Origin of the sequence: Pseudomonas sp. UBA5568 (genome assembly GCF_002425525.1) — a bacterium.
GTDB lineage: Bacteria > Pseudomonadota > Gammaproteobacteria > Pseudomonadales > Pseudomonadaceae > Aquipseudomonas > Aquipseudomonas fulva.
Genome location: NZ_DIMK01000001.1, coordinates 251420 through 273254, shown reverse-complemented (window position 1 = coordinate 273254; position 21835 = coordinate 251420). Strand labels below are relative to the sequence as shown.

At 64.0% G+C, this 21835-nt stretch carries 16 protein-coding genes and 1 pseudogene; 8 read left to right on the top strand and 9 right to left on the bottom strand.

What is annotated here, in order from left to right:
* Positions 1–229 precede the first annotated feature (229 nt).
* From recC to recD, 3 genes are read left to right on the top strand one after another with little or no spacing between them, the layout of a single operon-like run.
* Positions 230–3709, top strand: a complete 3480-nt coding sequence (gene recC / locus B2S33_RS01295) for an exodeoxyribonuclease V subunit gamma (protein WP_288649539.1) — start codon at positions 230–232, stop codon at positions 3707–3709.
* The gene (gene recB / locus B2S33_RS01290; RefSeq protein ID WP_288649538.1) at positions 3706–7383 is read left to right on the top strand and encodes an exodeoxyribonuclease V subunit beta; all 3678 of its coding nucleotides are present in this window, start codon (positions 3706–3708) and stop codon (positions 7381–7383) included. Before recC ends, recB begins: the two co-directional genes overlap by 4 nt.
* The gene (gene recD, locus B2S33_RS01285) at positions 7380–9455 is read left to right on the top strand and encodes an exodeoxyribonuclease V subunit alpha (protein ID WP_242810103.1); all 2076 of its coding nucleotides are present in this window, start codon (positions 7380–7382) and stop codon (positions 9453–9455) included. The genes recB and recD overlap by 4 nt, the downstream gene beginning before the upstream one ends.
* A gap of 21 nt (positions 9456–9476) precedes the next feature.
* Here the strand turns inward: recD and B2S33_RS01280 are convergent, their stop codons facing one another.
* The gene (locus tag B2S33_RS01280) at positions 9477–10439 is read right to left on the bottom strand and encodes a LysR family transcriptional regulator (protein ID WP_288649536.1); all 963 of its coding nucleotides are present in this window, start codon (positions 10437–10439) and stop codon (positions 9477–9479) included.
* 133 nt (positions 10440–10572) lie between these two features.
* Here B2S33_RS01280 and B2S33_RS01275 point away from each other — a divergent pair, with 133 nt between their 5' ends.
* On the top strand, positions 10573–12099 hold the full coding sequence (locus tag B2S33_RS01275) for a CoA-acylating methylmalonate-semialdehyde dehydrogenase (RefSeq protein WP_027914371.1): 1527 nt from the start codon (positions 10573–10575) through the stop codon (positions 12097–12099).
* A 10-nt stretch (positions 12100–12109) separates the two neighbouring features.
* Complete coding sequence (gene mmsB / locus B2S33_RS01270) at positions 12110–12997, top strand: 3-hydroxyisobutyrate dehydrogenase (protein ID WP_027914372.1); 888 nt, start codon at positions 12110–12112, stop codon at positions 12995–12997.
* A gap of 61 nt (positions 12998–13058) precedes the next feature.
* Here mmsB and B2S33_RS01265 read toward each other — a convergent pair whose 3' ends face one another.
* The 7 genes and pseudogenes from B2S33_RS01265 to B2S33_RS01235 form a co-directional block, all read right to left on the bottom strand.
* Entirely contained in the window at positions 13059–13403 is a 345-nt protein-coding gene (locus B2S33_RS01265) for a cupin domain-containing protein (protein ID WP_023534343.1), read from the bottom strand.
* A 155-nt stretch (positions 13404–13558) separates the two neighbouring features.
* On the bottom strand, positions 13559–14491 hold the full coding sequence (locus B2S33_RS01260; RefSeq protein ID WP_023534414.1) for a phosphatidate cytidylyltransferase: 933 nt from the start codon (positions 14489–14491) through the stop codon (positions 13559–13561).
* 1 nt (position 14492) lies between these two features.
* The gene (locus tag B2S33_RS01255) at positions 14493–15116 is read right to left on the bottom strand and encodes a lysophospholipid acyltransferase family protein (protein WP_027914373.1); all 624 of its coding nucleotides are present in this window, start codon (positions 15114–15116) and stop codon (positions 14493–14495) included.
* 10 nt (positions 15117–15126) lie between these two features.
* Positions 15127–15558, bottom strand: coding sequence for a hypothetical protein (locus tag B2S33_RS01250; protein ID WP_028687611.1), 432 nt, complete (start codon positions 15556–15558; stop codon positions 15127–15129).
* Entirely contained in the window at positions 15559–17313 is a 1755-nt protein-coding gene (locus B2S33_RS01245; protein ID WP_059183338.1) for a bifunctional alpha/beta hydrolase/class I SAM-dependent methyltransferase, read from the bottom strand.
* 30 nt (positions 17314–17343) lie between these two features.
* The gene (locus B2S33_RS01240; RefSeq protein ID WP_088522887.1) at positions 17344–17949 is read right to left on the bottom strand and encodes a CDP-alcohol phosphatidyltransferase family protein; all 606 of its coding nucleotides are present in this window, start codon (positions 17947–17949) and stop codon (positions 17344–17346) included.
* Positions 17950–18062: 113 nt separating this feature from the next.
* A pseudogene (locus B2S33_RS01235) lies at positions 18063–18950 on the bottom strand (LysR substrate-binding domain-containing protein).
* Positions 18951–19027: 77 nt separating this feature from the next.
* Between B2S33_RS01235 and B2S33_RS01230 the strand changes: the two are divergent.
* Positions 19028–19792, top strand: a complete 765-nt coding sequence (locus B2S33_RS01230; RefSeq protein WP_288649532.1) for a sulfite exporter TauE/SafE family protein — start codon at positions 19028–19030, stop codon at positions 19790–19792.
* Here the strand turns inward: B2S33_RS01230 and B2S33_RS01225 are convergent.
* Positions 19782–20096, bottom strand: coding sequence for a putative quinol monooxygenase (locus tag B2S33_RS01225; RefSeq protein ID WP_288649530.1), 315 nt, complete (start codon positions 20094–20096; stop codon positions 19782–19784). The genes B2S33_RS01230 and B2S33_RS01225 overlap by 11 nt on opposite strands.
* 155 nt (positions 20097–20251) lie before the next feature.
* Here B2S33_RS01225 and B2S33_RS01220 point away from each other — a divergent pair, with 155 nt between their 5' ends.
* Both B2S33_RS01220 and B2S33_RS01215 read left to right on the top strand, forming a co-directional pair.
* Positions 20252–20842, top strand: a complete 591-nt coding sequence (locus tag B2S33_RS01220; protein ID WP_111475202.1) for an NAD(P)H-dependent oxidoreductase — start codon at positions 20252–20254, stop codon at positions 20840–20842.
* Between the two features lie 82 nt (positions 20843–20924).
* Positions 20925–21830, top strand: coding sequence for a LysR family transcriptional regulator (locus tag B2S33_RS01215; protein WP_027914381.1), 906 nt, complete (start codon positions 20925–20927; stop codon positions 21828–21830).
* The last annotated feature ends 5 nt before the right edge of the window (positions 21831–21835 follow it).

Sequence of the window (21835 nt, the reverse complement as noted above, 5' to 3'; positions counted from 1 at the left end):
TTCGCAAAACCCCTATCTGCGTATGCAGGTAGGGGTTTTGTCTTTAGGCTGGAAAAAATGACGTACTCGTGTTTGTACCGTCAAACGAGCAACCGCCGTGGGCGAGCCGGGGCAGGCGCGCGACTGCCTACCCCACACCAACGCCTCGAAACATCTCTACAACCCCGCCCTCGACCCGCTCCGTGATATCGTTCCTCCCCAAGTAAACGCGCCCGAAAGAGACCTGCCGATGTCCAGTACCCACCTCCAGCCTGGCTTCATGATCGTGCACGGCAATCGCCCAGACGACCTGCGCAGCCTGGTGGTGAGCTGGATGCGCCGTTACCCTCTGGCGCCTTTGGAGAATGAAATCGCGCTGGTCCAGAGCAATGGTATCGCCCAATGGCTCAAGCTCGCCTTGGCCGAGGATCCTCTAGAAGATGACCAGGGCGGTTGTGGCATTGCCGCTGCCATCGAGATGCAGCTGCCGGGTAGCTTCATGTGGCAGTTGTACCGCACCGTGCTGGGCCGCGATCAGATACCGGAAGTGTCGCTGCTCGACAAGGCGCCGCTCACCTGGCGCCTGATGCGCCTGTTACCCGAACTGGTCGAGCGGCCGCACTTCGAGCCCTTGCGGCGTTTTTTGACTGACGACAGCGATCTACGCAAACGCTACCAGCTCGCCGAGCGCCTGGCCGATCTGTTCGACCAATATCAGGTGTACCGCGCCGACTGGTTGAAAGAGTGGGCCACAGGGCGGCATGTGCTCAACACTGCCCGCGGCGAACGCAAGCCATTGCCTGTCGACAACTGCTGGCAGGCAGAACTGTGGCGTGCCCTGCTGGAGGATGTAGGCGAGGAAGGCATGGCCCAGAGCCGTGCCGGCGTACACCAGCGGTTCATGGCCTGCATCGACGACCTGGAGCAGGCTCCGGCAAACCTGCCCGCACGGGTGATCGTGTTCGGTATCTCCTCGCTGCCTGCCCAGACGCTCGAAGCGCTGGCCGGTCTCGCCCGTTTCAGCCAGGTCCTGTTATGCGTGCACAACCCTTGCCGCCATCACTGGGCCGACATTGTGGCCGACAAGGACTTGCTGCGGCACCAGTACAAGCGTCAGCAACGCCGGCCCGGCATGCCATTGGAACTGGATGACCAGTCGCTGCACCAACATGCGCATCCCCTGCTGGCAGCCTGGGGCAAGCAAGGCCGCGACTACATCAACCTGCTCGACAGCTACGACGACCCAGGCAGTTACCAGGGTGTCTTCAGTGATGGACGAATCGACCTGTTTACCGAAGGTTCACCCATCACGCTGCTCAACCAGCTACAGGACGATATCCTTCAATTGCGTCCGCTGGCCGAATCCCGTGAGCAATGGCCGCCGGTCAATGCACGCCGCGACCGTTCGGTGCGCTTCCACGTTGCGCACAGCCCGCAACGGGAAGTCGAGATTCTCCACGACCAGTTGTTGGCCCGCTTCAGCGCAGATCCCACGCTGCGCCCACGTGACGTCATCGTCATGTTGCCCGACGTCGATAGCTACGCACCGCACATACGGGCCGTCTTCGGCCAATTGCAGCGCAAAGACCCTCGCTACATCCCGTTCACCTTGACCGACCAGGGCCAACGTGGCCGCGAGCCGCTGCTGATCGCCCTGGAGCACCTGCTCAAACTCCCCGAAAGTCGTTTTGCCGTCAGCGAAGTGCTGGACCTGCTGGACGTACCGGCAGTGCGGGCTCGGTTCGGCATTCGCGAAGGTGACTTGCCAACCCTGCACCGCTGGATCGAAGGTGCCGGCATTCGCTGGGGGCTCAATGCCGAGCAACGGGCCAGCCTGGGCTTGCCGGACGGGCTCGAGCAGAACTCCTGGCGCTTTGGTTTGCGGCGGATGCTGCTGGGTTATGCCGTGGGTGTGGGTGATGCCTGCGATGGCATCGAGCCTTATGACGAGATAGGCGGGCTGGACGCTGCACTGATTGGGCCGCTTGTCGCGTTGCTCGATGCGCTTGAAGTGGCGTGCCAAACCTTGTCTTGCCCGGCCAACGCCGGCGAATGGAGCGAACGCCTCAATGCCCTGCTGCACGTCTTCTTCCTGGCCGAGGATGAGCAGGATGAGTTTCTGCTGATCCAGTTGCAGGACCTGCGCGAATCTTGGCTGGATGTCTGCGAAACCGTGGACCTGCAAGACCCACTGCCGCTAACGGTGGTGCGCGAAGCCTGGCTGTCGGGCCTGGACCAAGGCAAATTGTCCCAGCGCTTCCTGGCCGGCTCGGTGAACTTCTGTACGCTCATGCCCATGCGCGCCATCCCGTTTCGCGTGGTCTGCCTGCTCGGCATGAACGACGGTGATTATCCACGCGCGCAGCCACCGCTGGATTTCGACCTGATGGCCACCGATTACCGCCCAGGTGATCGTTCGCGTCGGGAAGATGATCGTTACCTGTTGCTCGAAGCCGTACTGTCGGCCCAGGACCAGCTCTACGTGAGTTGGGTGGGGCGCAGTATCCGCGACAACAGCGAGCGGCCTGCCTCGGTACTGATCGGCCAGCTTCGCGATCACATCGCTGCGGGGTGGCAACTGGCCGATGCGCAAGCTGATGTCAAACACGATCCGGGCCAGCAACTGCTTCATTCCTTGACCCAGGAACACCCCTTGCAGCCCTTCAGCCTGCGCTATTTCGAACAGGGCAGCGCGCTGTTCAGCTACGCACACGAGTGGCAAGTGCTGCACCAGGCCCACAGCGATGTCCCTCACGACCTGGCCGAGCTGCCGCCCTATCAGGATGATGAGCCGCTGACATTGAATCAGCTGGCCGATTTTCTCAGGCATCCGGTGCGGCATTTCTTCAGTCAGCGGCTCAAGGTCTATTTCGAAGCGCTCGAAGCGCCCACGCCGGACGAAGAGCCTTTCGTACTCGACGCCTTGCAGCGTTATGGTGCAAGTGAGGCGTTACTCAGCGCAGCCTTGAGCACACCCGAGGATGTTCCGCGCGCCCTGCATCAGCAGGCACGTCGCCTGCAGGCCCAGGGCTTGCTGCCCTTGGCCGGTTTTGGCGAACTCTTGCAGCATGACCTGATCGAGCCGCTGCCCGACTTGCTGCAACGCCATGGGCAGTTGCTCGAGCGCTGGCCGCGGCAGGTTGAGGGTGCACTGCCTGTGCATTTCGAGCACGGCCCCCATCGGCTGGAGGGCTGGCTGGGTCGCGTGTTCCAAGGCGATGACCAGAGCGTGCTGAGCATCAACACGGTCCCCAACACCATCAGTGCAGGGCGCAACAGCCTAAAATGGCATCGCCTCATCGCGCCGTGGGTGACACACCTTGCCGCCTGCGCGGCAGGTTACGCCTATCACAGTGCGCTGGTGGCCAGTGACGTGACCCTGCTACTGGCGCCTGTTGACCAGCAAGCGGCAGCGGACCTGTTGGGAGAACTGCTGGTGGCACGACAGGCGGGCATGTGTGCACCGCTCCCGGTGGCGCCCAAGACGGCATTCGCCTGGCTCGCCCAGGACGATCCGGACAAAGCCATGGCTGCGGCCGCCCGTGCTTACGAAGGCGACGAACGCACCAGTGCCGGCGAGCGCGGTGAAAGCGTTGCCCTGGCCCGACAGTTCCGCGATTTCGCCGCGCTCACGGCCGACGAAACCTTCGAGGGGTGGTGTGAGGCCTTGTACCGCCCCCTGTTCGACGCCCCCTGGCAAACCCTGGGCAACCCGGAGAAAAGCGCATGACCCAGGCTCGGCCACTGGCCCTGAATTTTCCCTTGCACGGCAGCCAGCTGATCGAGGCCAGCGCGGGAACGGGCAAGACGTTCACCATTTCAGCGTTGTACCTGCGCCTTATCCTCGGCCACGGTGGCGAGCAGGGTTTCGAACGAGAGCTGCTGCCGCCGCAGATTCTGGTAGTGACGTTCACAGACGCTGCCACCAAGGAGTTGCGCGAGCGTATCCGGACTCGGCTGGCTGAGGCGGCGCGGTTTTTCCGCGGCGAACTCGAAGCCGTCGACCCGCTGCTGGCGCAATTGCGTGACGATTATCCACAGCACGCGTGGGCCAGCAGTGCCGCCCGGCTGGAAACCGCTGTGCAGTGGATGGACGAAGCAGCCGTATCGACCATTCACGGCTGGTGCCAGCGCATGTTGCGTGAGCACGCATTCGACAGCGGCAGCCTGTTTACCCAGACCCTCGAAACCGACCACAGTGAACTGCTGGGGCAGGTGGTGCGCGATTACTGGCGACGTTTCTGCTACGGCATGCAAAGCCAGGCCCTGACGTGGGTGCGTAGCCACTGGGTCAGCCCTGCCGCGCTCTTGCCCCGCATTCGCCCGCTGTTTGGCAGGGTGCGTGCCGCCCACCAAGGGCCCGAGCCCGAGGCACTGATCCTTGAGGCGTTGCAGGCCCGCGACGAGCAGCTGGCCCGGCTCAAGGGGCCCTGGGCGGTCTGGGTCCAGGAGCTGCGACAGCTCTGTCATGACGCCGTGGCCGCCAAACAGGTAGACGGCAGGAAGATGCAGGCCCGCTACTTCGAACCCTGGTTCGACAAATTATCCCAGTGGTGCAACGACGAACAGTGCGGGGAACTTGACCTGGGTACAGGCTTCACCCGTCTGACCCCTGCGGGCCTCGCCGAGGCCTGGAAAGTCGGCGAGCCGCCAGCGCACCCTGCACTCGATGCCATGCAAACATTGCAACAAGACCTGCAGGCCCTGGCCAGCCCGGACGCAGCGCTGCTCGAACATGCCGCCAGCTGGGTTTCGGCGCAGTTCGAAGTGGAGAAGCGGCGCCGCGCGGAGATGGGGTTCGATGACATGCTCCTGCGGTTGCAGCAGGCACTGTACAGCGAGGCAGGCGAGCGATTGGCCGGATTGATCCGTGAGCAGTTCCCGGTGGCGATGATCGATGAGTTCCAGGACACCGACCCGATCCAGTACGGCATTTTCGAACGCATCTACCGCATCAGCGAGAACCACGGCGACACCGGCCTGTTCATGATCGGCGACCCCAAGCAGGCGATTTACGCCTTCCGGGGCGCCGATATCTACACCTACCTCGCGGCCCGTCGCGCGACCCAAGGCCGCTTGCACAGCCTGGACACCAACTACCGCTCCAGCGAAGGCATGGTCGCGGCGGTCAACCAGGTATTCCAGCAGGCCGAGGCGCGTCCCAGCGGGCGTGGCGCCTTCCTCTTTCGGGAGGCGGACGACAACCCTCTGCCCTTCGTTGCCGTGCGCGCCCAGGGCCGCAGCGAACAACTGATGCTCCAGGGTCAGCCCAGCGCCGCACTCCAGTGCTGGCAACTCCCCAGCGACGAGCCGGTTTCGATGGGCGTTTACCGGCAGCGGATGGCCACCAGTTGCGCGAGTCACATCGTGGGCCTGCTCAACGCCAGTCAACACGGCACGGCAGGCTTTGCGCACGCCAATGGCCATTTGCGCCCGTGCCTGCCATCGGACATCGCCATCCTGGTGCGCGATGGCCACGAGGCGCAACGTATCCGCGCAGAGCTCGCTGCCCGAGGCGTGCGCAGCGTCTACCTCTCCGACAAGGACTCGGTGTTCGCCGCCCAGGAGGCTCATGACCTGCTGGCCTGGCTCAAAGCCTGCGCAGAGCCGGACTCCGAGCGCCTGCTCAAGGCGGCGTTGGCCAGCTTGACGCTTGACCTGTCGCTGCCGGCGCTTGATCGCCTGAACCAGGACGAACGGGTGTGGGAAAGCTGGGTGATGCGGTTTCGCGCCTACCGCGACACGTGGCAGCGCCAGGGCGTGCTGCCCATGCTGCGTCAGTTGCTGCATGACTTCGAGCTGCCGCGAACGCTCATTCGTCGCACGGACGGCGAGCGCGTGCTCACCAACCTGTTGCACCTGGCCGAGTTGCTCCAGCAGGCCGCAGGCGAGTTGGACGGTGAGCAGGCGCTGATCCGCCACCTGGCCGATCATCTGGCCAGTTCAGGCCAGGCCGGCGAGGAGCAGATCCTGCGCCTGGAGAGCGACGAGCAACTGGTCAAGGTGGTCACCATCCACAAGTCCAAGGGCCTGGAGTACCCATTGGTCTATCTTCCGTTCATCTGCTCCAGCAAACCGGTGGACGGCAGCCGCCTGCCGCTCGCCTGGCACGACAGCCAGGGCAATGCGCACCTGACCCTGACGCCGGACGCCACGCAGGTCGAGCGCGCCGATGACGAACGCCTGGCCGAAGACTTGCGCCTTTTGTATGTGGCGCTCACCCGTGCCCAGCATGCCTGCTGGCTAGGGGTGGCCGACCTCAAGCGCGGTAATCACAAGCGCTCGAGCCTGCATCGCTCGGCCCTCGGCTACCTGCTAGGCGGCGGCGCCGAACTTGCCGATTCCAAGCAACTGACAGGCTGGTTGCAAGCACTGGCCGATACCAGCGCGCACATAACCTGCTCTGGGCTTCCGGAAGAGGACCGAGCGCTCTACCACACCCCGCAGTTGCAGCACCAACTGGTCCCAGCCCGTATGCCCCGGCGCGCGGCGGCCGAACAGTGGTGGATCGCCTCCTACAGCGCGCTGCGGATCGGTGAGCAGGCACTGGGCGTCGACAGCTCGCTGGCGCAACAACTGCTCGACGATGAGCCCGTCGATACCCAGGTACTGCGCGAGGTCCCCGCGGACAGCGGAGACATCCACCGCTTCCCGCGCGGCCCGAACCCCGGCACGTTCCTTCACGGGTTGCTGGAGTGGGCCGGGCGTGAAGGCTTTGCCCAGGTACACGATAACCCGCAAGCGCTGGCCCGCACCGTGGGCCAGCGCTGTAACCGGCGCGGCTGGGAAGGCTGGATACCGACGCTGACCCAGTGGCTCACAGGCCTGCTCGACACACCGATGCCCCTGGCACAAAACGGCCTGACCGTGACCCTCAGCCAGCTCACCCGCTACCAGGTCGAAATGGAGTTCTGGTTTGCCAGTCACCAGGTCGATGCCCAACAGCTCGACCGCCTGGTGGCCCACTACACCCATCCAGGGCTACTGCGCCCAGCCGCGCAGCCGACGCTGCTCAACGGCATGTTCAAGGGTTTCATCGACCTGGCGTTCGAGCTGGAGGGGCGCTACTACGTGACCGATTACAAATCCAATTGGCTGGGCCCCGACATTCAGGCGTATGACCCTGCCGCGATGCAGCGGGCCATCCTTGAGCATCGTTATGACCTGCAATACGTGCTGTACCTGTTGGCCCTGCACCGACAGCTGCGCGCCCGCCTGGCGGACTATGACTATGACCTGCATGTCGGCGGGGCCCTTTTCATTTTCCTGCGAGGGGCCAACAGCAGCGGGCATGGTATTTATCACGCCAAGCCCCCGCGCGAGCTGATCGAAACCCTCGATGCCCTGTTTCGCGGCGAGCACGCACCTGTTGCGCATGACCTGTTTGCCGGAGACGCCCCATGAGCCGAAGCCTCGTCGACCTGCTGCCCACCCCCCTGCAGGCCGAGCACCTGCTGGCCCTGGCCCCTCAACACCGCAGCAGTGACCTGCTGCAACTGCTCGATCGCTGGGTCGAACGCGGCTGGTTGCGGGCGCTGGACCGTGCTTTCGTATCCTTTCTGGAGACGCTTGCGCCGGGCAGTGACCCGCTGTTGCTGTTGGCAGCCGCCCTTGCCAGCCATCAACTGGGGCATGGGCACGTCTGCCTGGACTTGCAGCAGACCTTGGCCGAACCTGACTTCGCGCTCTCGTTACCGCCTGAGGGGGATGCGCTGACCGGCCCGCTGCTGTTGCCCTCCCAACTGCTGGCCGGCCTTGACCTGGACGCCTGGCGCCAGCGCATCGCCGCAAGCCCGCTGGTGGCAGCCGCCGATACGCCAGGGCAGCACACCCGGCCCTTGGTCCTCAGCGGCGAACGCCTTTACCTGCGCCGCTACTGGAGTTATGAGCGGCGCATCGACCGCACCCTGCGCCAACGCCTGACCCAGGCCGACGCCGTACCGTCAGACCTGACGAAGCGTCTGGATGCCCTGTTCGAGGGCGGCAGCCTCGCAGGGCAGGTGGACTGGCAGAAGCTTGCCTGCGCCCTGGCCACTCGCGCCGGGTTCAGCATCATCACCGGTGGGCCTGGCACCGGCAAGACCACCACCGTGGTACGCCTGCTTGCCTTGCTCCAGGCCCCGGCAGTGGAAGCGGGCAGGCCGTTGCGCATTCGCCTGGCGGCGCCCACGGGCAAGGCAGCTGCTCGCCTGACCGAATCCATTGGCCAGCAAGTCGAACGCCTGCATGTCAGCAGCGACGTGCGTGGCCATATCCCCACCGAAGTCAGTACCGTGCACCGCCTGCTCGGTAGCCGTCCAGGCTCGCGACACTTCCGTCACAATGCCGCCAACCCCCTGCCTCTGGATGTACTGGTGGTCGACGAAGCTTCGATGATCGACCTGGAGATGATGGCCAACCTGCTCGATGCCATGCCGCCAAAAGCACGCCTGGTGCTGCTCGGTGACAAGGACCAGCTGGCCTCGGTGGAGGCCGGGGCGGTGCTGGGTGATTTGTGCCGGGATGCCGAGCAGGGCCGCTACTCCCCAGCGACCCAGGCATGGCTGGAGCATATCGGCGGGCAATCGCTGTCTGAAAGCGGTCTTGAGCCTGGTGATGAACAGCGCCATCCGCTGGCTCAGCAAGTGGTCATGCTGCGTTTTTCCCGACGCTTCGGCGAAGGCAGCGGCATCGGTCAGCTCGCCCGATTGGTCAACCGTCAGCAAAGCCATGCGGCGCGCGACTTATTGGCCATGCCGCCGCCCGACGTCCACAGCCTGGCCCTGAAACAGGAGCATGACCGCGCCTTCGATCGCCTGCTGCTCGACGGCCTGGACCGCGGCGCGGAAGGCCCCCAGGGCTATCGCAGCTACTTGCGTACCTTGGGCAGTCAGCGTCCGGCACTAGACACTCCATTCGACGACCCTGCCTGGGAACGCTGGGCCGCCAAGGTCCTGCACCGTTTCGAGGATTTCCAGCTGTTGTGCGCCGTGCGCCGTGGCGCCTGGGGTGTAGAGGGGTTGAACGAGCGGGTGGCGCGGGTGCTGCACAGCGCCGGCCTGATCGACAGCCAGCAGCCTTGGTACGAGGGCCGGCCGGTGTTGGTCACCCGCAACGACTATGGGCTGGGTTTGATGAACGGCGACATCGGTATCGCCCTGTGCCTGCCGGATGAGCAGGGCAAGCCATTGCTGCGCGTGGCCTTTCCCCGCAACGATGGCAAGGGTGGCGTACGCTTCGTGCTCCCCAGCCGCCTGAACGAGGTGGAAACCGTGTTCGCTATGACCGTGCACAAGTCCCAGGGCTCGGAATTCGGCCATACCGCACTGGTCCTGCCCGACGCGCTCAACCCGGTCCTGACCAAGGAACTGGTCTACACCGGCATCACCCGTGCCAAGCACTGCTTCAGCCTGGTGGAACCTCGCCAGGGCATTTTCGAGGAAGCCGTGGGGCGCAAGGTTCGACGTATTTCGGGGTTGATGCTCGAGCAGGTGTGAGGGCGACGCTCGCCAGCGCCGTCAGGCCTGGTTGCAGGCCTTGGTAAAGCGCATCACCGTGTCCTGCCCCATCATCAGTGGGACATTGGCTTCGGTCACCTCGCGGATGTAGTCCCACAACAAGGTGATGCGCTTGAGCTTGCGCAGGTCTTCGCGGCAATACATCCAGAATTGCCGCGTCACTTCCACCTGCTCGGGCAGCACCGTCACCAGCCGCGGGTCCTGCGCGGCCAGGAAACACGGCAAAATCGCCAGCCCGCGGCCTTGAAGCGCAGCGGTGTACTGGGCAATCACACTGGTACTGCGCAGGTGGGCCGTGGCCCCAGGGATCAGGTTGGCCAGATACAGCAGCTCGGAGCTGAAGGCCAGATCGTCGACATAGCTGATAAAGGGATGCCCGGCCAGGTCGGCCACGGCCTGGATCGGCGCATGGCTGTCCAGGTATGCCTGCGTGGCGTACAGGCGCAGTCGGTAGTCGCACAGCTTGCAGCATACGTAGGGCCCGTGTTCCGGGCGTTCCAGGGCGATGACGATGTCCGCCTCGCGTTTGGAAAGGCTGATGAAATGCGGCAGCGGCAGGATATCCACTGAAATCGCCGGGTAGGCATCGACGAAGTGGCTCAGCTGCGGGGTGATGAAGAAACTACCGAAGCCCTCGGTGCAGCCCATGCGCACATGCCCCGACAGCGCCACCCCCGAGCCGGATACCTGCTCGCACGCCATGTGCAGCGTGCTTTCAATGGCCTCGGCATAACTGAGCAGACGTTGACCTTCTGCTGTCAGCACGAAGCCGCTGGTGCGCGATTTTTCGAACAGCAAGGTGCCAAGCGCGCCTTCCAGCGAAGTGATGCGCCGCGAGACGGTGGTGTAGTCCACGCTCAGCCGTTTGGCCGCGCTGCTGGCCTTGCGCGTGCGGGCCACTTCGAGAAAGAACTTCAAGTCGTCCCAGTTGAGCGCGCTCAGGGATGTGAGGTCTTTTTGCATGATGATCCGGAATTTTTATGCGTTCTTGTAGGATGTTTGCACATCTATACTCGAAACATGCCCTCTTACGCCACCCCGCGTTAGCGACGGCGCTGGCGATCTCGTCCTGACAATAATTCCAAGGAGAACGCAGATGAACGCACCCCAGTCCCCTGACCAGACCAAGGTCGAGCAGGCCAAGCTGCTGATCGATGGTCAATGGGTGGAGTCCCGAACGAGCGAGTGGCGCGATATCGTCAACCCGGCCACCCAGGCCGTGCTGGCGCGTGTTCCGTTCGCCACCGCCGAGGAGGTGGACGCCGCCGTGGCGGCGGCCCAGCGTGCCTTTCTGACCTGGCGCCATACGCCGATTGGCGCGCGCATGCGCATCATGCTCAAGCTCCAGGCGCTGATCCGTGAACACAGCAAGCGCATTGCCCAGGTGCTGAGCGCCGAACAGGGCAAGACCCTGGCCGACGCCGAGGGCGATATCTTCCGTGGCCTGGAAGTGGTCGAGCACGCGGCTTCCATCGGCACCCTGCAAATGGGCGAATTCGCCGAAAACGTGGCAGGCGGTGTCGATACCTATACCTTGCGTCAGCCGATTGGGGTATGCGCTGGCATCACGCCGTTCAACTTCCCCGCGATGATCCCGCTGTGGATGTTCCCCATGGCCATCGTCTGCGGCAACACCTTCGTGCTCAAGCCCTCCGAGCAGGACCCGTTGTCGACCTTGTTGCTGGTCGAGCTGGCCGTGGAGGCCGGGGTGCCCGCCGGTGTGCTCAATGTGGTCCATGGGGGCAAGGCCGTGGTCGATGCCCTGTGCACACACCAGGACATCAAGGCGATTTCCTTCGTCGGCTCGACCGAGGTAGGTACCCATGTCTACAACCTGGCCAGCCAGCATGGCAAGCGCGTGCAGTCGATGATGGGCGCCAAGAACCATGCCGTGGTGCTGCCGGACGCCAACCGTACGCAAACCGTGAATGCCCTTGTAGGGGCGGCCTTTGGCGCTGCAGGCCAGCGCTGCATGGCCACCTCGGTTGCGGTGCTGGTGGGCAAGGCCCGCGAATGGCTGCCAGACATCAAGCAAGCGGCGAGCAAGCTCAGCGTGAACGCCGGCAGCGAGCCAGGTACCGATGTGGGGCCGGTGGTGTCCAAGCGGGCCAAGGAGCGTGTACTGAGCCTGATCGAGAGCGGCATCCGAGAGGGCGCCACCCTGGAACTCGATGGCCGCGACGTCAAGGTGCCGGGCTATGAGCACGGCAACTTCGTCGGCCCCACGTTGTTCTCGGGCGTGACCACCGACATGCAGGTCTATACCCAGGAAATCTTCGGTCCGGTTCTGGTCACGCTCGAGGTCGACACCCTCGATGAGGCCATCGCCCTGGTCAACGCCAATCCGTTCGGCAACGGCACCGGTCTGTTCACCCAGAGCGGCGCGGCGGCACGCAAGTTCCAGAGCGAGATCGACGTCGGGCAGGTGGGCATCAACATCCCGATCCCGGTGCCCGTACCGTTCTTCAGCTTCACCGGCTCGCGCGGCTCCAAGCTGGGAGATCTGGGGCCGTACGGCAAGCAGGTGGTGCAGTTCTACACTCAGACCAAGACGGTTACCGCCCGCTGGTTCGATGACGACAGTATCAACGACGGCGTGAACACCACCATCAGCCTGCGCTAAGGAGCACGTCATGCGTATCGCATTCATTGGCTTGGGCAACATGGGCGCCCCCATGGCCCGCAACCTGATCAAGGCCGGTCACGCGCTTGCCCTGTTTGACTTGAACAAGGAGGTACTGGCAGAACTCGGCGCCCTGGGTGGGCAGGTCAGCGCCTCACCCCGCGAGGCGGTAGCCGAAAGCGACCTGGTCATCACCATGTTGCCGGCAGCCGCGCACGTGCGCAGCGTCTACCTCGATGACGATGGGGTACTGGCCGGGATCCGAGCTGGCACGCCCACCGTCGATTGCAGCACCATCGACCCACAGACCGCGCGCGAGGTGTCCAAGGCGGCGGCCGCCAAGGGCGTGGACATGGGCGATGCGCCTGTCTCCGGAGGCACGGGTGGGGCGGCGGCCGGTACGCTGACCTTCATGGTTGGAGCCAGCGACGAACTGTTCGCAGCGCTCAAGCCGGTGCTCGAGCACATGGGCCGCAATATCGTGCACTGCGGCGAAGTGGGGACGGGGCAGATCGCCAAGATCTGCAACAACCTGCTGTTGGGCATTTCGATGATCGGTGTGTCCGAAGCCATGGCGCTGGGCAATGCTCTGGGTATCGACACTCAGGTGCTGGCAGGCATCATCAACAGCTCCACCGGCCGCTGCTGGAGCTCCGACACCTACAACCCCTGGCCTGGCGTGATCGAGACGGCGCCGTCCTCGCGTGGCTACACCGGCGGCTTCGGCGCCGAATTGATGCTCAAGGACCTGGGGCTGGCCACCGAAGCTGCGCGTCAGGCCCGCCAGCCCGTGATCCTCGGCGCCCTCGCGCAACAGCTGTACCAGGCCATGAGCCTGCGCGGGGAGGGTGGCAAGGACTTCTCGGCCATCATCGAGGCCTACCGCAAGCCACAATGATCAAAGGCTGCACGTCATCGTTGTACAGGGGGCGGCTCATTGCGCCCCCTGCGTCTGCCAATCAGGCGAAGACGAAGTATTTGCGCACCGTCTCGACCACCTCCCAGGTGCCCTTCATCCCTGGCTCGATCACGAACACGTCACCTGCCTTGAGGTGTTTCGGTTCCTCCCCTTCCGGGGTGACGATGCAGTAGCCATCGAGGAAGTGGCAGTATTCCCACTTGTCGTAGTTGACTTCGAACTTGCCCGGGGTGCAGATCCAGGTGCCCATGATCTTGCTGCCGTCGGCCGACAGGTAGGCGTTCAGGTTCACGGTGTGCGGGTCGCCGCCGATGCGTTTCCACTTGGTCGCGTCCACGACCGGGGTGGGGCAGGTTTCACGCAGCACGGTGATGAAATCGGACATGGCACAACTCCTGTGACTGGTTGAATGACCCGTCACCATAGGCGTTGAAGCGCCCGCGCAGTTGCCTGAAGTCGACGTCCAGGTGTCTGGCCGCGCTGTTCGCGCAGGGTCAGCCCAAACTACCGGCTAACGCGCTACCAGGCCTTGGCGCCGTTTCAAGCCCACCAGTAGCGCACGAAGTGGAAAAACACCGGTGCAGCGAAGCAGACCGAGTCGATGCGATCGAGCATGCCGCCATGGCCTTCGATCATGTGCCCCCAGTCCTTGACGCCACGGTCGCGCTTGATCGCCGACATCACCAGCCCACCAAAGAAGCCCATGGTATTGACCGCCAGGGCCATCAAGGCGGCCTGCCAGAAGCTGAACGGCGTGATCCAGCACAGCAGCGCGCCGATCAGCGTGGCCAGTGCCACGCCGCCGACCAGGCCCTCGAGGGTTTTGGAAGGCGACAAGTTGGGCGCCACCTTGCGCTTGCCGAACAGCTTGCCGCACACGTATTGCAGCACATCGCTGAGCTGCACCACCACGATCAGCCAGGCGATGAGCAACAGGTTGCGCCCCTCGAAGCCGGGGATCTCCAAGGTCATCAGCGCCGGCACCGACGATACGCAGTACACCGCGATCATCAAGCCCCACTGGACCTTCGAAGCCCGCTCCAGAAAGCGCGTGGTGTCGCCCCCAAGGCTGGCGAGGATCGGCAGCAACAGGAACAGGTAGACCGGAATGAAGATGCTGAACAGGCCATACCAGTCCATGGCGATGAGCACGTACTGGACGGGCAGCGCGATGTAGAACGCCGCCGCCAGGGCGGGGTAGTCACTGCGCCGGGTGGGCGTGAGGGTCATGAACTCGCGCAAGGCATAGAACGACACACCATAAAACAGCACGATCACGCCGTATTTGCCGAAGACGAAGGCGATGCCGATTACCAGCACCATGACCCACCAGGCATTGATGCGGGCGTTGAGGTTGTCGATCACCGCATGGGGCCCGGGGCCTGCGCGCCACTTCAGCACACGGCCGATCACACTGGCGAGCAGCAGCAGGGCGCCGATGCCGGCGAACAGCGCGAGGGTATTGTCGTGCATGTCAAACGTCCTTGGGGGCTAGATCGAGCAGGGCTTGGCCAGCCCGCTCCAGAAAGGCTTGCTTGCTTTCGTCGGCCTGCAGGTGCAAGGGTTCGCCGAAACTCAGGGTGCATAGCAACGGCAACGGCAAGGCGCGTCCCTTGGGCATCACCCGATTGAGGTTGGCGATCCATACCGGCACCAGCTCGACCTGCGGGTGGGCCGCCGCCAGGTGATACAGGCCACTTCGCAACGGCAACAAGGGCTCATCGCTGAGGTTGCGCGTGCCTTCCGGAAAGAAGATCAGCGAATCGCCCTGGGCCACGGCGTCGAGTACCGGTTGCAAGGGGTGGCCCTGGCCTTCGTCGCGATGTCGCTGGATCAGCACGCCATTGAATACCTTGCGGATGAGAAAATCGCGAATCCCCGGCTTGGCCCAGTAGTCGGCACCGGCTACCGGCCGAGTGCGACGCCGAAGCGTCTGGGGCAGCGATGCCCATAGCAGGACGAAATCGCCGTGGCTGCTGTGATTGGCAAAGTACAGGCGCTGCACCGGAAGGGGCGTGCACCCCAGCCAGAGGGCTCGCGCCCCGGTAATCAGGCGCGCGGCCGAGGTGATCAGGTAGGCGGTCAGGTTGGCGAGCATGGAACGTTCATCATCCTTTGATAGACAGTATCAGCAGGGTAGCCAAGGCCACCGTGAGTTGCAGGCCCAGGCACAGGCCCTGGCGACGCAGCAGAGCAAGCGCAGCCCGGCTGCGGACCGGCCAGGTGCGCGCATCGACTGGCTGCGGCTTGAGCCCGTGATCGAACAACGCGCGGTCCAGTGCCTGGGTGTCTGCTGCCAGGTCCTGGCTGTTGGCCAGGTGCGCGAACAGGTCGGCATCGAGTGCAACGCGGATGGCCCAGTACTTGTGCAGCATGCCCAGGCCGATGAGCAGCAGGCACGGCACAAGCGACCAGGGTGACAGCGCCGCGCCAAGCAGCGGCACCAGGCCGAACCCGAGCGCCAGCAGGGTCATGCCGTCCGAGAGCCCTGCCAGTTGCCGGCCCCGGCGCAGCAGGCTAGCGACCAACACAAGGTCCACTCAGCGCACCCGTTGAGCGAGGCTGACACTGAAAATCCCCCACTCGTCGATGCGCTGGGTCACCTTGCGAAAGCCTGCCGCCTCCACCAGCTGGTCCATTTCTGCCTGGCTGCGACGACGCATCACCCAGGCCTCGCCACCCCGGTGGCTGGTCAAGGCACGCGCAATCATCTCCAGTTGCGGGTGCCACGGTTGACCGGTGTAGACCAGGTAACCGCCATCCTCCATTGCCTGTGCCAGGCCAGCCAATGAGTTGCTCACCAGGGTGTTGCTGGCGAACAGTTCGTACAGGCCTGATACCACTGCCAGCGTCGGAGGCTGTTCCAGCGTCGCCAGGCTAGGGCGGTCGAAGGCATCGCCCTGGACGAAACGGGCAATGTCCCCCAGGCCCTTTTCCTGGATCAGCGCGGTGCCTTGTTGCACGTTGAGCGGGCTGTAATCGCGCAGCAGGATTGATTCTGGGCGTTGATCGACCTGTTGCAGGGCTTCGAGAATGTAGCGGCCATGGCCGGCTGCGATATCCACGATGTGCACGGGTCGGCCGGCCTCGCGTAGACGATCCATGGCCAGGCGCAGCAGTGCTTCCACATTCAGCTTGCGCTGGCGAATGCCACGCCAGCCGATGGCATTGAGGTAGTTCTGGTCGACCAGGCGGCCCAGCGCGCCTTTGCCTGCAGGCTGGTTGCGGTACACGTAGTCCAGTGTGCTGCCCGAATCGAAACCCGTGTCGAAGCCTAGCCGCACGCCGTCCGCTACCTTGCTGCCCAGGCGCAGACCGGCTCGGGTGGCGCGCCAGTAAAGCCCGCGCAGCGAGTGGCGGGGCAAAGGCGCGGCCAAGCTTTCGGCCTCGGCGCAACTGGCGCCGGTCTTGTCCGCATCGAGCAGCGAAGGCCGCTCGGCAGGGCAGGCGAAGCAGTGCTCGACGAAACGCTCGATACGCCGTAAAGCGTGTGCTCGCTCACGCTCGCCCAAGGTGTCGTGGAAGAACCCCGGCAGCACGTGCATCTCCTTGCGCGCACTGCCCAGACGGTCGAAGAAGCGCTGCTGGGGTGCTCGCTCGACCACCAGGTCTGTACCGGAGACCAGCAGTTGCGTCGGTAGCTGGATGGCCTGGGCGTCGGCCACCACACGATCGGCGGCTTCGTACAGCCCTAGCAGCATGGTCACCGAAATGGGCCGGCTGATCAGCGGGTCTGCCTTGTACGACATGACCCGTTCCGGGTCATGGGTCAGCAGTTGTGGCTTGACGTAGCTGTTGACGAAGAAATTGCCGCGCACGGCCTTGAGCAGCTTCAGGCCAGGGCGTGCCAAGGGGACGTACAGCTTGACCTTGAACGCCGGAGACGCCAGTACCAGGCAACGCACCTTGGGTGCATAGTCATGCGCCCAGGTGGCCACCAGCACCGCGCCGACGCTCTGCGCCAGCACCACCAGGTCCTGTTCGGCCAGCCCGTGACGGGCCTGAATGTGCTCGATGAACGTCTGCACGTCGCGCACGCTGGTCGCGAAGCTCGGGCTGTCCCCGCGTGCGCCGGGCGACAGGCCATGACCGCGGGCATCCCAGGCGAAAAAGTCATAGCCCGGCATGTCCAGCTCATCGGCCAAGTGGGCGATTCGCCCGCCGTGTTCATGGCCACGGTGGAACATCACCACCGCCCGACGCGGCTGGTGTTCGTTGCGCGTGGCGGGCCAGTGGCGGTAATGCAGCTCGACACCGTCATGGGTGGAAAAATGCAGGCTTTGCGCTTGGCGCATGGTCGATATCCTTATGCGACGGGCGAAGACTCAGCGGGTTTCAGCCAGCCCGCGACGCACCCGGTTGTAGAGGGTATAGAGGCAGAGCGCCAGGACCACAAGCAGCAAACCATTGATCCAGGTACCGTCAAGCACATCCAGGGCGACACCGGTACCCAGTACACCAAAGGCGAAGGCGCGGTCGCTCTTGCCCATGGGCCCGTCATAGCGGCGCGAGGCACCTGCCAAGGGCCCCATCACGCCAGCGTATTCGCTGATCGTCGCCAGTAGCACCACCATCACCACCAGCGGCGGCCACACGCCTACCAAGAGGGCGAACGGCAGGTACAGGGCGGCATCGGCGATCACGTCGCACAGCTCGTTCAGATAGGCGCCAAGGGTGGATTGCTGGCCAAATTCCCGTGCCAGCATGCCGTCGATGGCGTTGAGCGCCATGCGCAGCAGCATCCATATGGGCACCAGGATGAACAACCCGTGAAGGTGGGGCAGGGCCGCCAGCATCAGCCCTAGCGCAACGGAGATGACGGCAGCGGTGAGCGTGACCTGGTTGGCCGTCACGCCCCTGTCGTACAGACGCTGCACCAGAGGCCGCAGCAGGGCCTGGAAACGGGGTTTGAGCTGGTAGATCGAGGCCACTGGCAAGTCCTTTTTGGTGGGGCGTTGTCGCGCATTCTGTTGCAGTCTTGGTGGCCGGTAAAGCCGCAGGCACCGGCGCTCTTGCCACTGACCTGGCTGCGCGACAAGAAGTTTCAGGCACACCCGGCGAATACGCTGACCAATGCCGCTGCGTAGCCTGGCAGGGCCGCAAAGTCGCGCGCGCACAACAGCAACTTCCGGTTAGCCCAGGGTTCCTGCAGTGCCATGGCCCGCAGCGGCAACACCCCTTGCCAGCGCCGCACCGCCGCCAAGGGCACGACCCCGACGCCGGCACCGCCTGCGACCATGCGCAACACGCCTTCGAAGCCCTCGGCACGAACCCTGACGCGCATGCGCTGGCCTGCACGCAGCGCCTGCTCTTCCAGGTAAAGCGCCAGGGCACTGGCCGGCCCGAGGCCGACGTGACCATGGGCCAGGCTGTCGACGAAGCGCGGCGAGGGAAGGTTGACGAGCGGGTGATCCGTTGGCGTCACCAGTACCAACGGGTCGTCGCGAAAGGGCTGCGTCTGTAGATGCTCGCCAGGTGCTGCGCTGGAGATGATGCCCAGGTCGGCCATGCCCTGGGTGATGGCCTGCACGATGCGCAAGCTCGGGTACTCCTGCACATCCACGCTCATGCCTGGGTTCTGGGCAAGGTAGGCCGCCAGCAGTTCGGGCAGGTATTGGGTCAGGGCCGCGGTGTTGCACAGCAAGCGCACCTGGCCTTAATGCCCCTGCGCGTACTGACCCAGGTCGAATTGCAAGCGCTCGACCTGCTGGGCGATGAGCCGGGCATGTTGCAGCAATGCCTGCCCGGCGGGCGTGGGGCTGACACCTCGGCGATTGCGCAGCAGGAGTGCAACGCCCAGGGACGCCTCCATGGCACGAATCCGGGCGCTGGCTGCTGGCAGCGACAAGTGGCTACGCCCAGCACCGGCGGTGATGTTTCCACACTCGACGGCGTGCCGGAATAGGGTCAGGTCAACAAGATCAAAATGCACGTGGCTCTGTCCAGGCAAGAGGCTGACCACGAATATGACAGATGTTCAGCGCGTCATGCATTGGCCATGATGGGCACATGATGACATTTACAGCGTTTTACCAAGACCTTGGCCTACTGCTGACTGCGCTGGTGTTTGCCACCTTTGTTCTGGCAGGTGCCGTCAAGGGCGTGATCGGGCTCGGCCTGCCGACCGTGGCCATGGGGCTGCTGGGCCTGGCTCTGCCGCCCGCGCAGGCTGCTGCGTTACTGATCGTCCCATCCACCGTGACCAATCTCTGGCAATTGGCGGCGGGAGGGCATTTGCGAGCGTTGCTACGCAGGCTGGGCCCGATGCTGGCCATGATCTTTATCGGCACCTTGCTGGGCAGTGCGTGGCTGGGCATCAGCAGTGGCCCCTGGGCCGCGCATGCACTGGGAGGCGCACTGATTCTCTATGCCGTTTATGGACTGGCTGGGCCGGCCTTGCGCATTGCCCGGAAACGCGAAGGGTGGCTCGGCCCTGTCTGCGGCCTGGCTACCGGAGTGATCAGTGCGGCCACGGGTGTGTTCGTGATGCCGGCAGTGCCGTACCTGCAAAGCCTTGGGCTTAGCCGTGACGAGATGATTCAGGCCCTTGGGCTGGCATTTACGGTGTCCACCCTGGCGCTGGCTGTGGGCCTTGCCGGGCAGGGCGCACTCGGCGGCCCGGCGCTGGGTGCTTCTTTACTGCTGGTGGTGCCCGCCCTGCTTGGCATGCAGGCGGGCCAGTGGCTGCGTCGACGCGTCAGCGCACAGGTGTTCCGCCGCTGTTTCTTCGTGGGCCTGATGCTGCTGGGCGTGCATTTGCTGATCAACGGGTAGCGGATGAGCCGCTGAGCATGTCGACCCGTTGGACCTCGAAGTCGCGCTCCAGGTAATCCATGCGCCGGTCGAAAAAAGCAGCCATGTGCGGCAGGGCCGAGTGCACATCCAGTGCCGCCTTGTTCGCCCAGACTTCGAAGAACACGAACAGGCTCGGGTCCTGCTGATCGCGCAGCATGTGGTATTCGACACAGCCGGGTTCTTGCCGGCTGGGCTCGACATAGGGCCGGAACAGTTGCTCGAAGGCATCTGCCATTTCCGGGCGTGTCTTGGCTTTGAGAATGAAGGCGTATTGCTCGTTCATAAGGGTCTCCTGCTTCGTAAGTGCCAAAGATTAAAGCAATAATCCCGGTCGATTCGTGATCTTGAGTCAAATGTATTTTGCTGTTGATTGGCTGTTTCCCAACTGCGCCTGACCTTAACCTGCCTGCAATCAGTGATCAGGTCCGGGAGGCCCCCATGAAAAACATCTTGCTACTCAACGGCGGCAAACAGTTTGCCCATTCCGCAGGCCAGCTCAATAGCACCCTGCATGAGGCCGCACTGGCGCACCTTGACCGTGCAGGTTTCGACGTGCGCCAGACCTTCATCGACGGGGGCTATGACGTCCAGGAGGAGGTGGAGAAATTCCTCTGGGCTGACGTGGTGATCTACCAGATGCCAGGCTGGTGGATGGGCGCGCCCTGGACCGTCAAGAAGTACATCGATGAGGTCTTCACTGCCGGGCACGGCAGCCTGTATGCCAGCGATGGTCGTACCCGCTCGGATCACACGCAGAAGTACGGCAGTGGTGGGCTCATTCAAGGCAAACAGTACATGCTGTCGCTCACGTGGAATGCACCGCAGCAGGCGTTCGACGAGGCTGACGACTTCTTCGAGGGCAAAGGTGTGGATGCGGTGTACTTCCCCTTCCACAAGGCGCAGCAGTTCCTGGGCATGAGCGGCTTGCCGACCTTCCTGGCCACCGACGTCATGAAGCGCCCGGATGTCCCGGCAGCGCTGGCGGCCTATCAAGTGCACCTGGAGCGGGTTTTTGGCAGGGCTCGGTAGACCTCTGCCTTGATGGCTCTGCTGGACTTCCCTTGCGCAAGCGGCTATCTAGACCCTGGCAACTCTACCCGCAGGCCTTGATGTGAAAACCCGATCCGAAGAACTCCAGGTGTTCGTCGCCGTCATCGACTGTGGGTCGATCTCTGCAGCGGCCGCGCAAATGGGCCAGACGCCCTCGGCGGTCAGCCGAACCCTGGCGCGCCTTGAGGCCAAGCTGGGCACCACGCTGGTCAACCGCACCACCCGGCGCATGGACCTGACCGAGGAGGGGCGGTTCTTTCTCGAACAGGCAAGGCAGGTGCTGCGGCAGATGGACGAGCTGGAAGAGCGCCTGGCGATGAACCGGCAGACGCCCATCGGTCGCCTGCGGGTCAACGCGGCCACGCCATTCATGCTTCACGCCATCGTGCCCTGGATAGGCGAGTTCCGGCAGCAGTACCCCGGCATCGACCTGGAGCTCAACACCGACGATTTGATCATCGACCTGCTTGAGCACAGTACCGACGTGGCCATCCGCATCGGTGAGCTGGCCGATTCCAGCCTGCACGCGCGCAACCTGGGTTGCAGCCCGGTGCAGGTGCTCGCCAGCCCGGCTTATCTGGCGCGTCACGGCACCCCCCAGCGGGTCGAGGATCTGGCCGATCACTGCCTGCTTGGCTTCAGTCAACCCGAAACGCTGAACCAGTGGCCCCTGCGCCATGCCCAGGGCGAACACTGGACCATTCGGCCTACGCTGGTCGCTTCCAGCGGCGAGACGCTGCGACAACTGGCGCTGGCCGGGGAGGGCATCGTCAGCCTGTCGCACTTCATGACCCACGAAGACATTCGCAGCGGCCGCCTTCAGGTCGTGCTGCCCCAGGCCAACAACGGCCATCGTCAGCCCATCCATGCGGTGTACTACCGCAATACCCAGCTGGCCCTGCGCATTCAATGCTTCCTGGATTTCATCCAGCGCAAGTTGGCCATCTACGCCTGTTCAGTTGCCTGAACGCG

Bases quoted from the DNA above. Each gene is read 5' to 3' on its own strand.
- recC (WP_288649539.1), top strand. From the start codon at position 230: ATGTCCAGTACCCACCTCCAGCCTGGCTTCATGATCGTGCACGGCAAT.
- recB (WP_288649538.1), top strand. From the start codon at position 3,706: ATGACCCAGGCTCGGCCACTGGCCCTGAATTTTCCCTTGCACGGCAGC.
- recD (WP_242810103.1), top strand. From the start codon at position 7,380: ATGAGCCGAAGCCTCGTCGACCTGCTGCCCACCCCCCTGCAGGCCGAG.
- B2S33_RS01280 (WP_288649536.1), bottom strand. From the start codon at position 10,439: ATGCAAAAAGACCTCACATCCCTGAGCGCGCTCAACTGGGACGACTTG.
- B2S33_RS01275 (WP_027914371.1), top strand. From the start codon at position 10,573: ATGAACGCACCCCAGTCCCCTGACCAGACCAAGGTCGAGCAGGCCAAG.
- mmsB (WP_027914372.1), top strand. From the start codon at position 12,110: ATGCGTATCGCATTCATTGGCTTGGGCAACATGGGCGCCCCCATGGCC.
- B2S33_RS01265 (WP_023534343.1), bottom strand. From the start codon at position 13,403: ATGTCCGATTTCATCACCGTGCTGCGTGAAACCTGCCCCACCCCGGTC.
- B2S33_RS01260 (WP_023534414.1), bottom strand. From the start codon at position 14,491: ATGCACGACAATACCCTCGCGCTGTTCGCCGGCATCGGCGCCCTGCTG.
- B2S33_RS01255 (WP_027914373.1), bottom strand. From the start codon at position 15,116: ATGCTCGCCAACCTGACCGCCTACCTGATCACCTCGGCCGCGCGCCTG.
- B2S33_RS01245 (WP_059183338.1), bottom strand. From the start codon at position 17,313: ATGCGCCAAGCGCAAAGCCTGCATTTTTCCACCCATGACGGTGTCGAG.
- B2S33_RS01230 (WP_288649532.1), top strand. From the start codon at position 19,028: ATGATGACATTTACAGCGTTTTACCAAGACCTTGGCCTACTGCTGACT.
- B2S33_RS01225 (WP_288649530.1), bottom strand. From the start codon at position 20,096: ATGAACGAGCAATACGCCTTCATTCTCAAAGCCAAGACACGCCCGGAA.
- B2S33_RS01220 (WP_111475202.1), top strand. From the start codon at position 20,252: ATGAAAAACATCTTGCTACTCAACGGCGGCAAACAGTTTGCCCATTCC.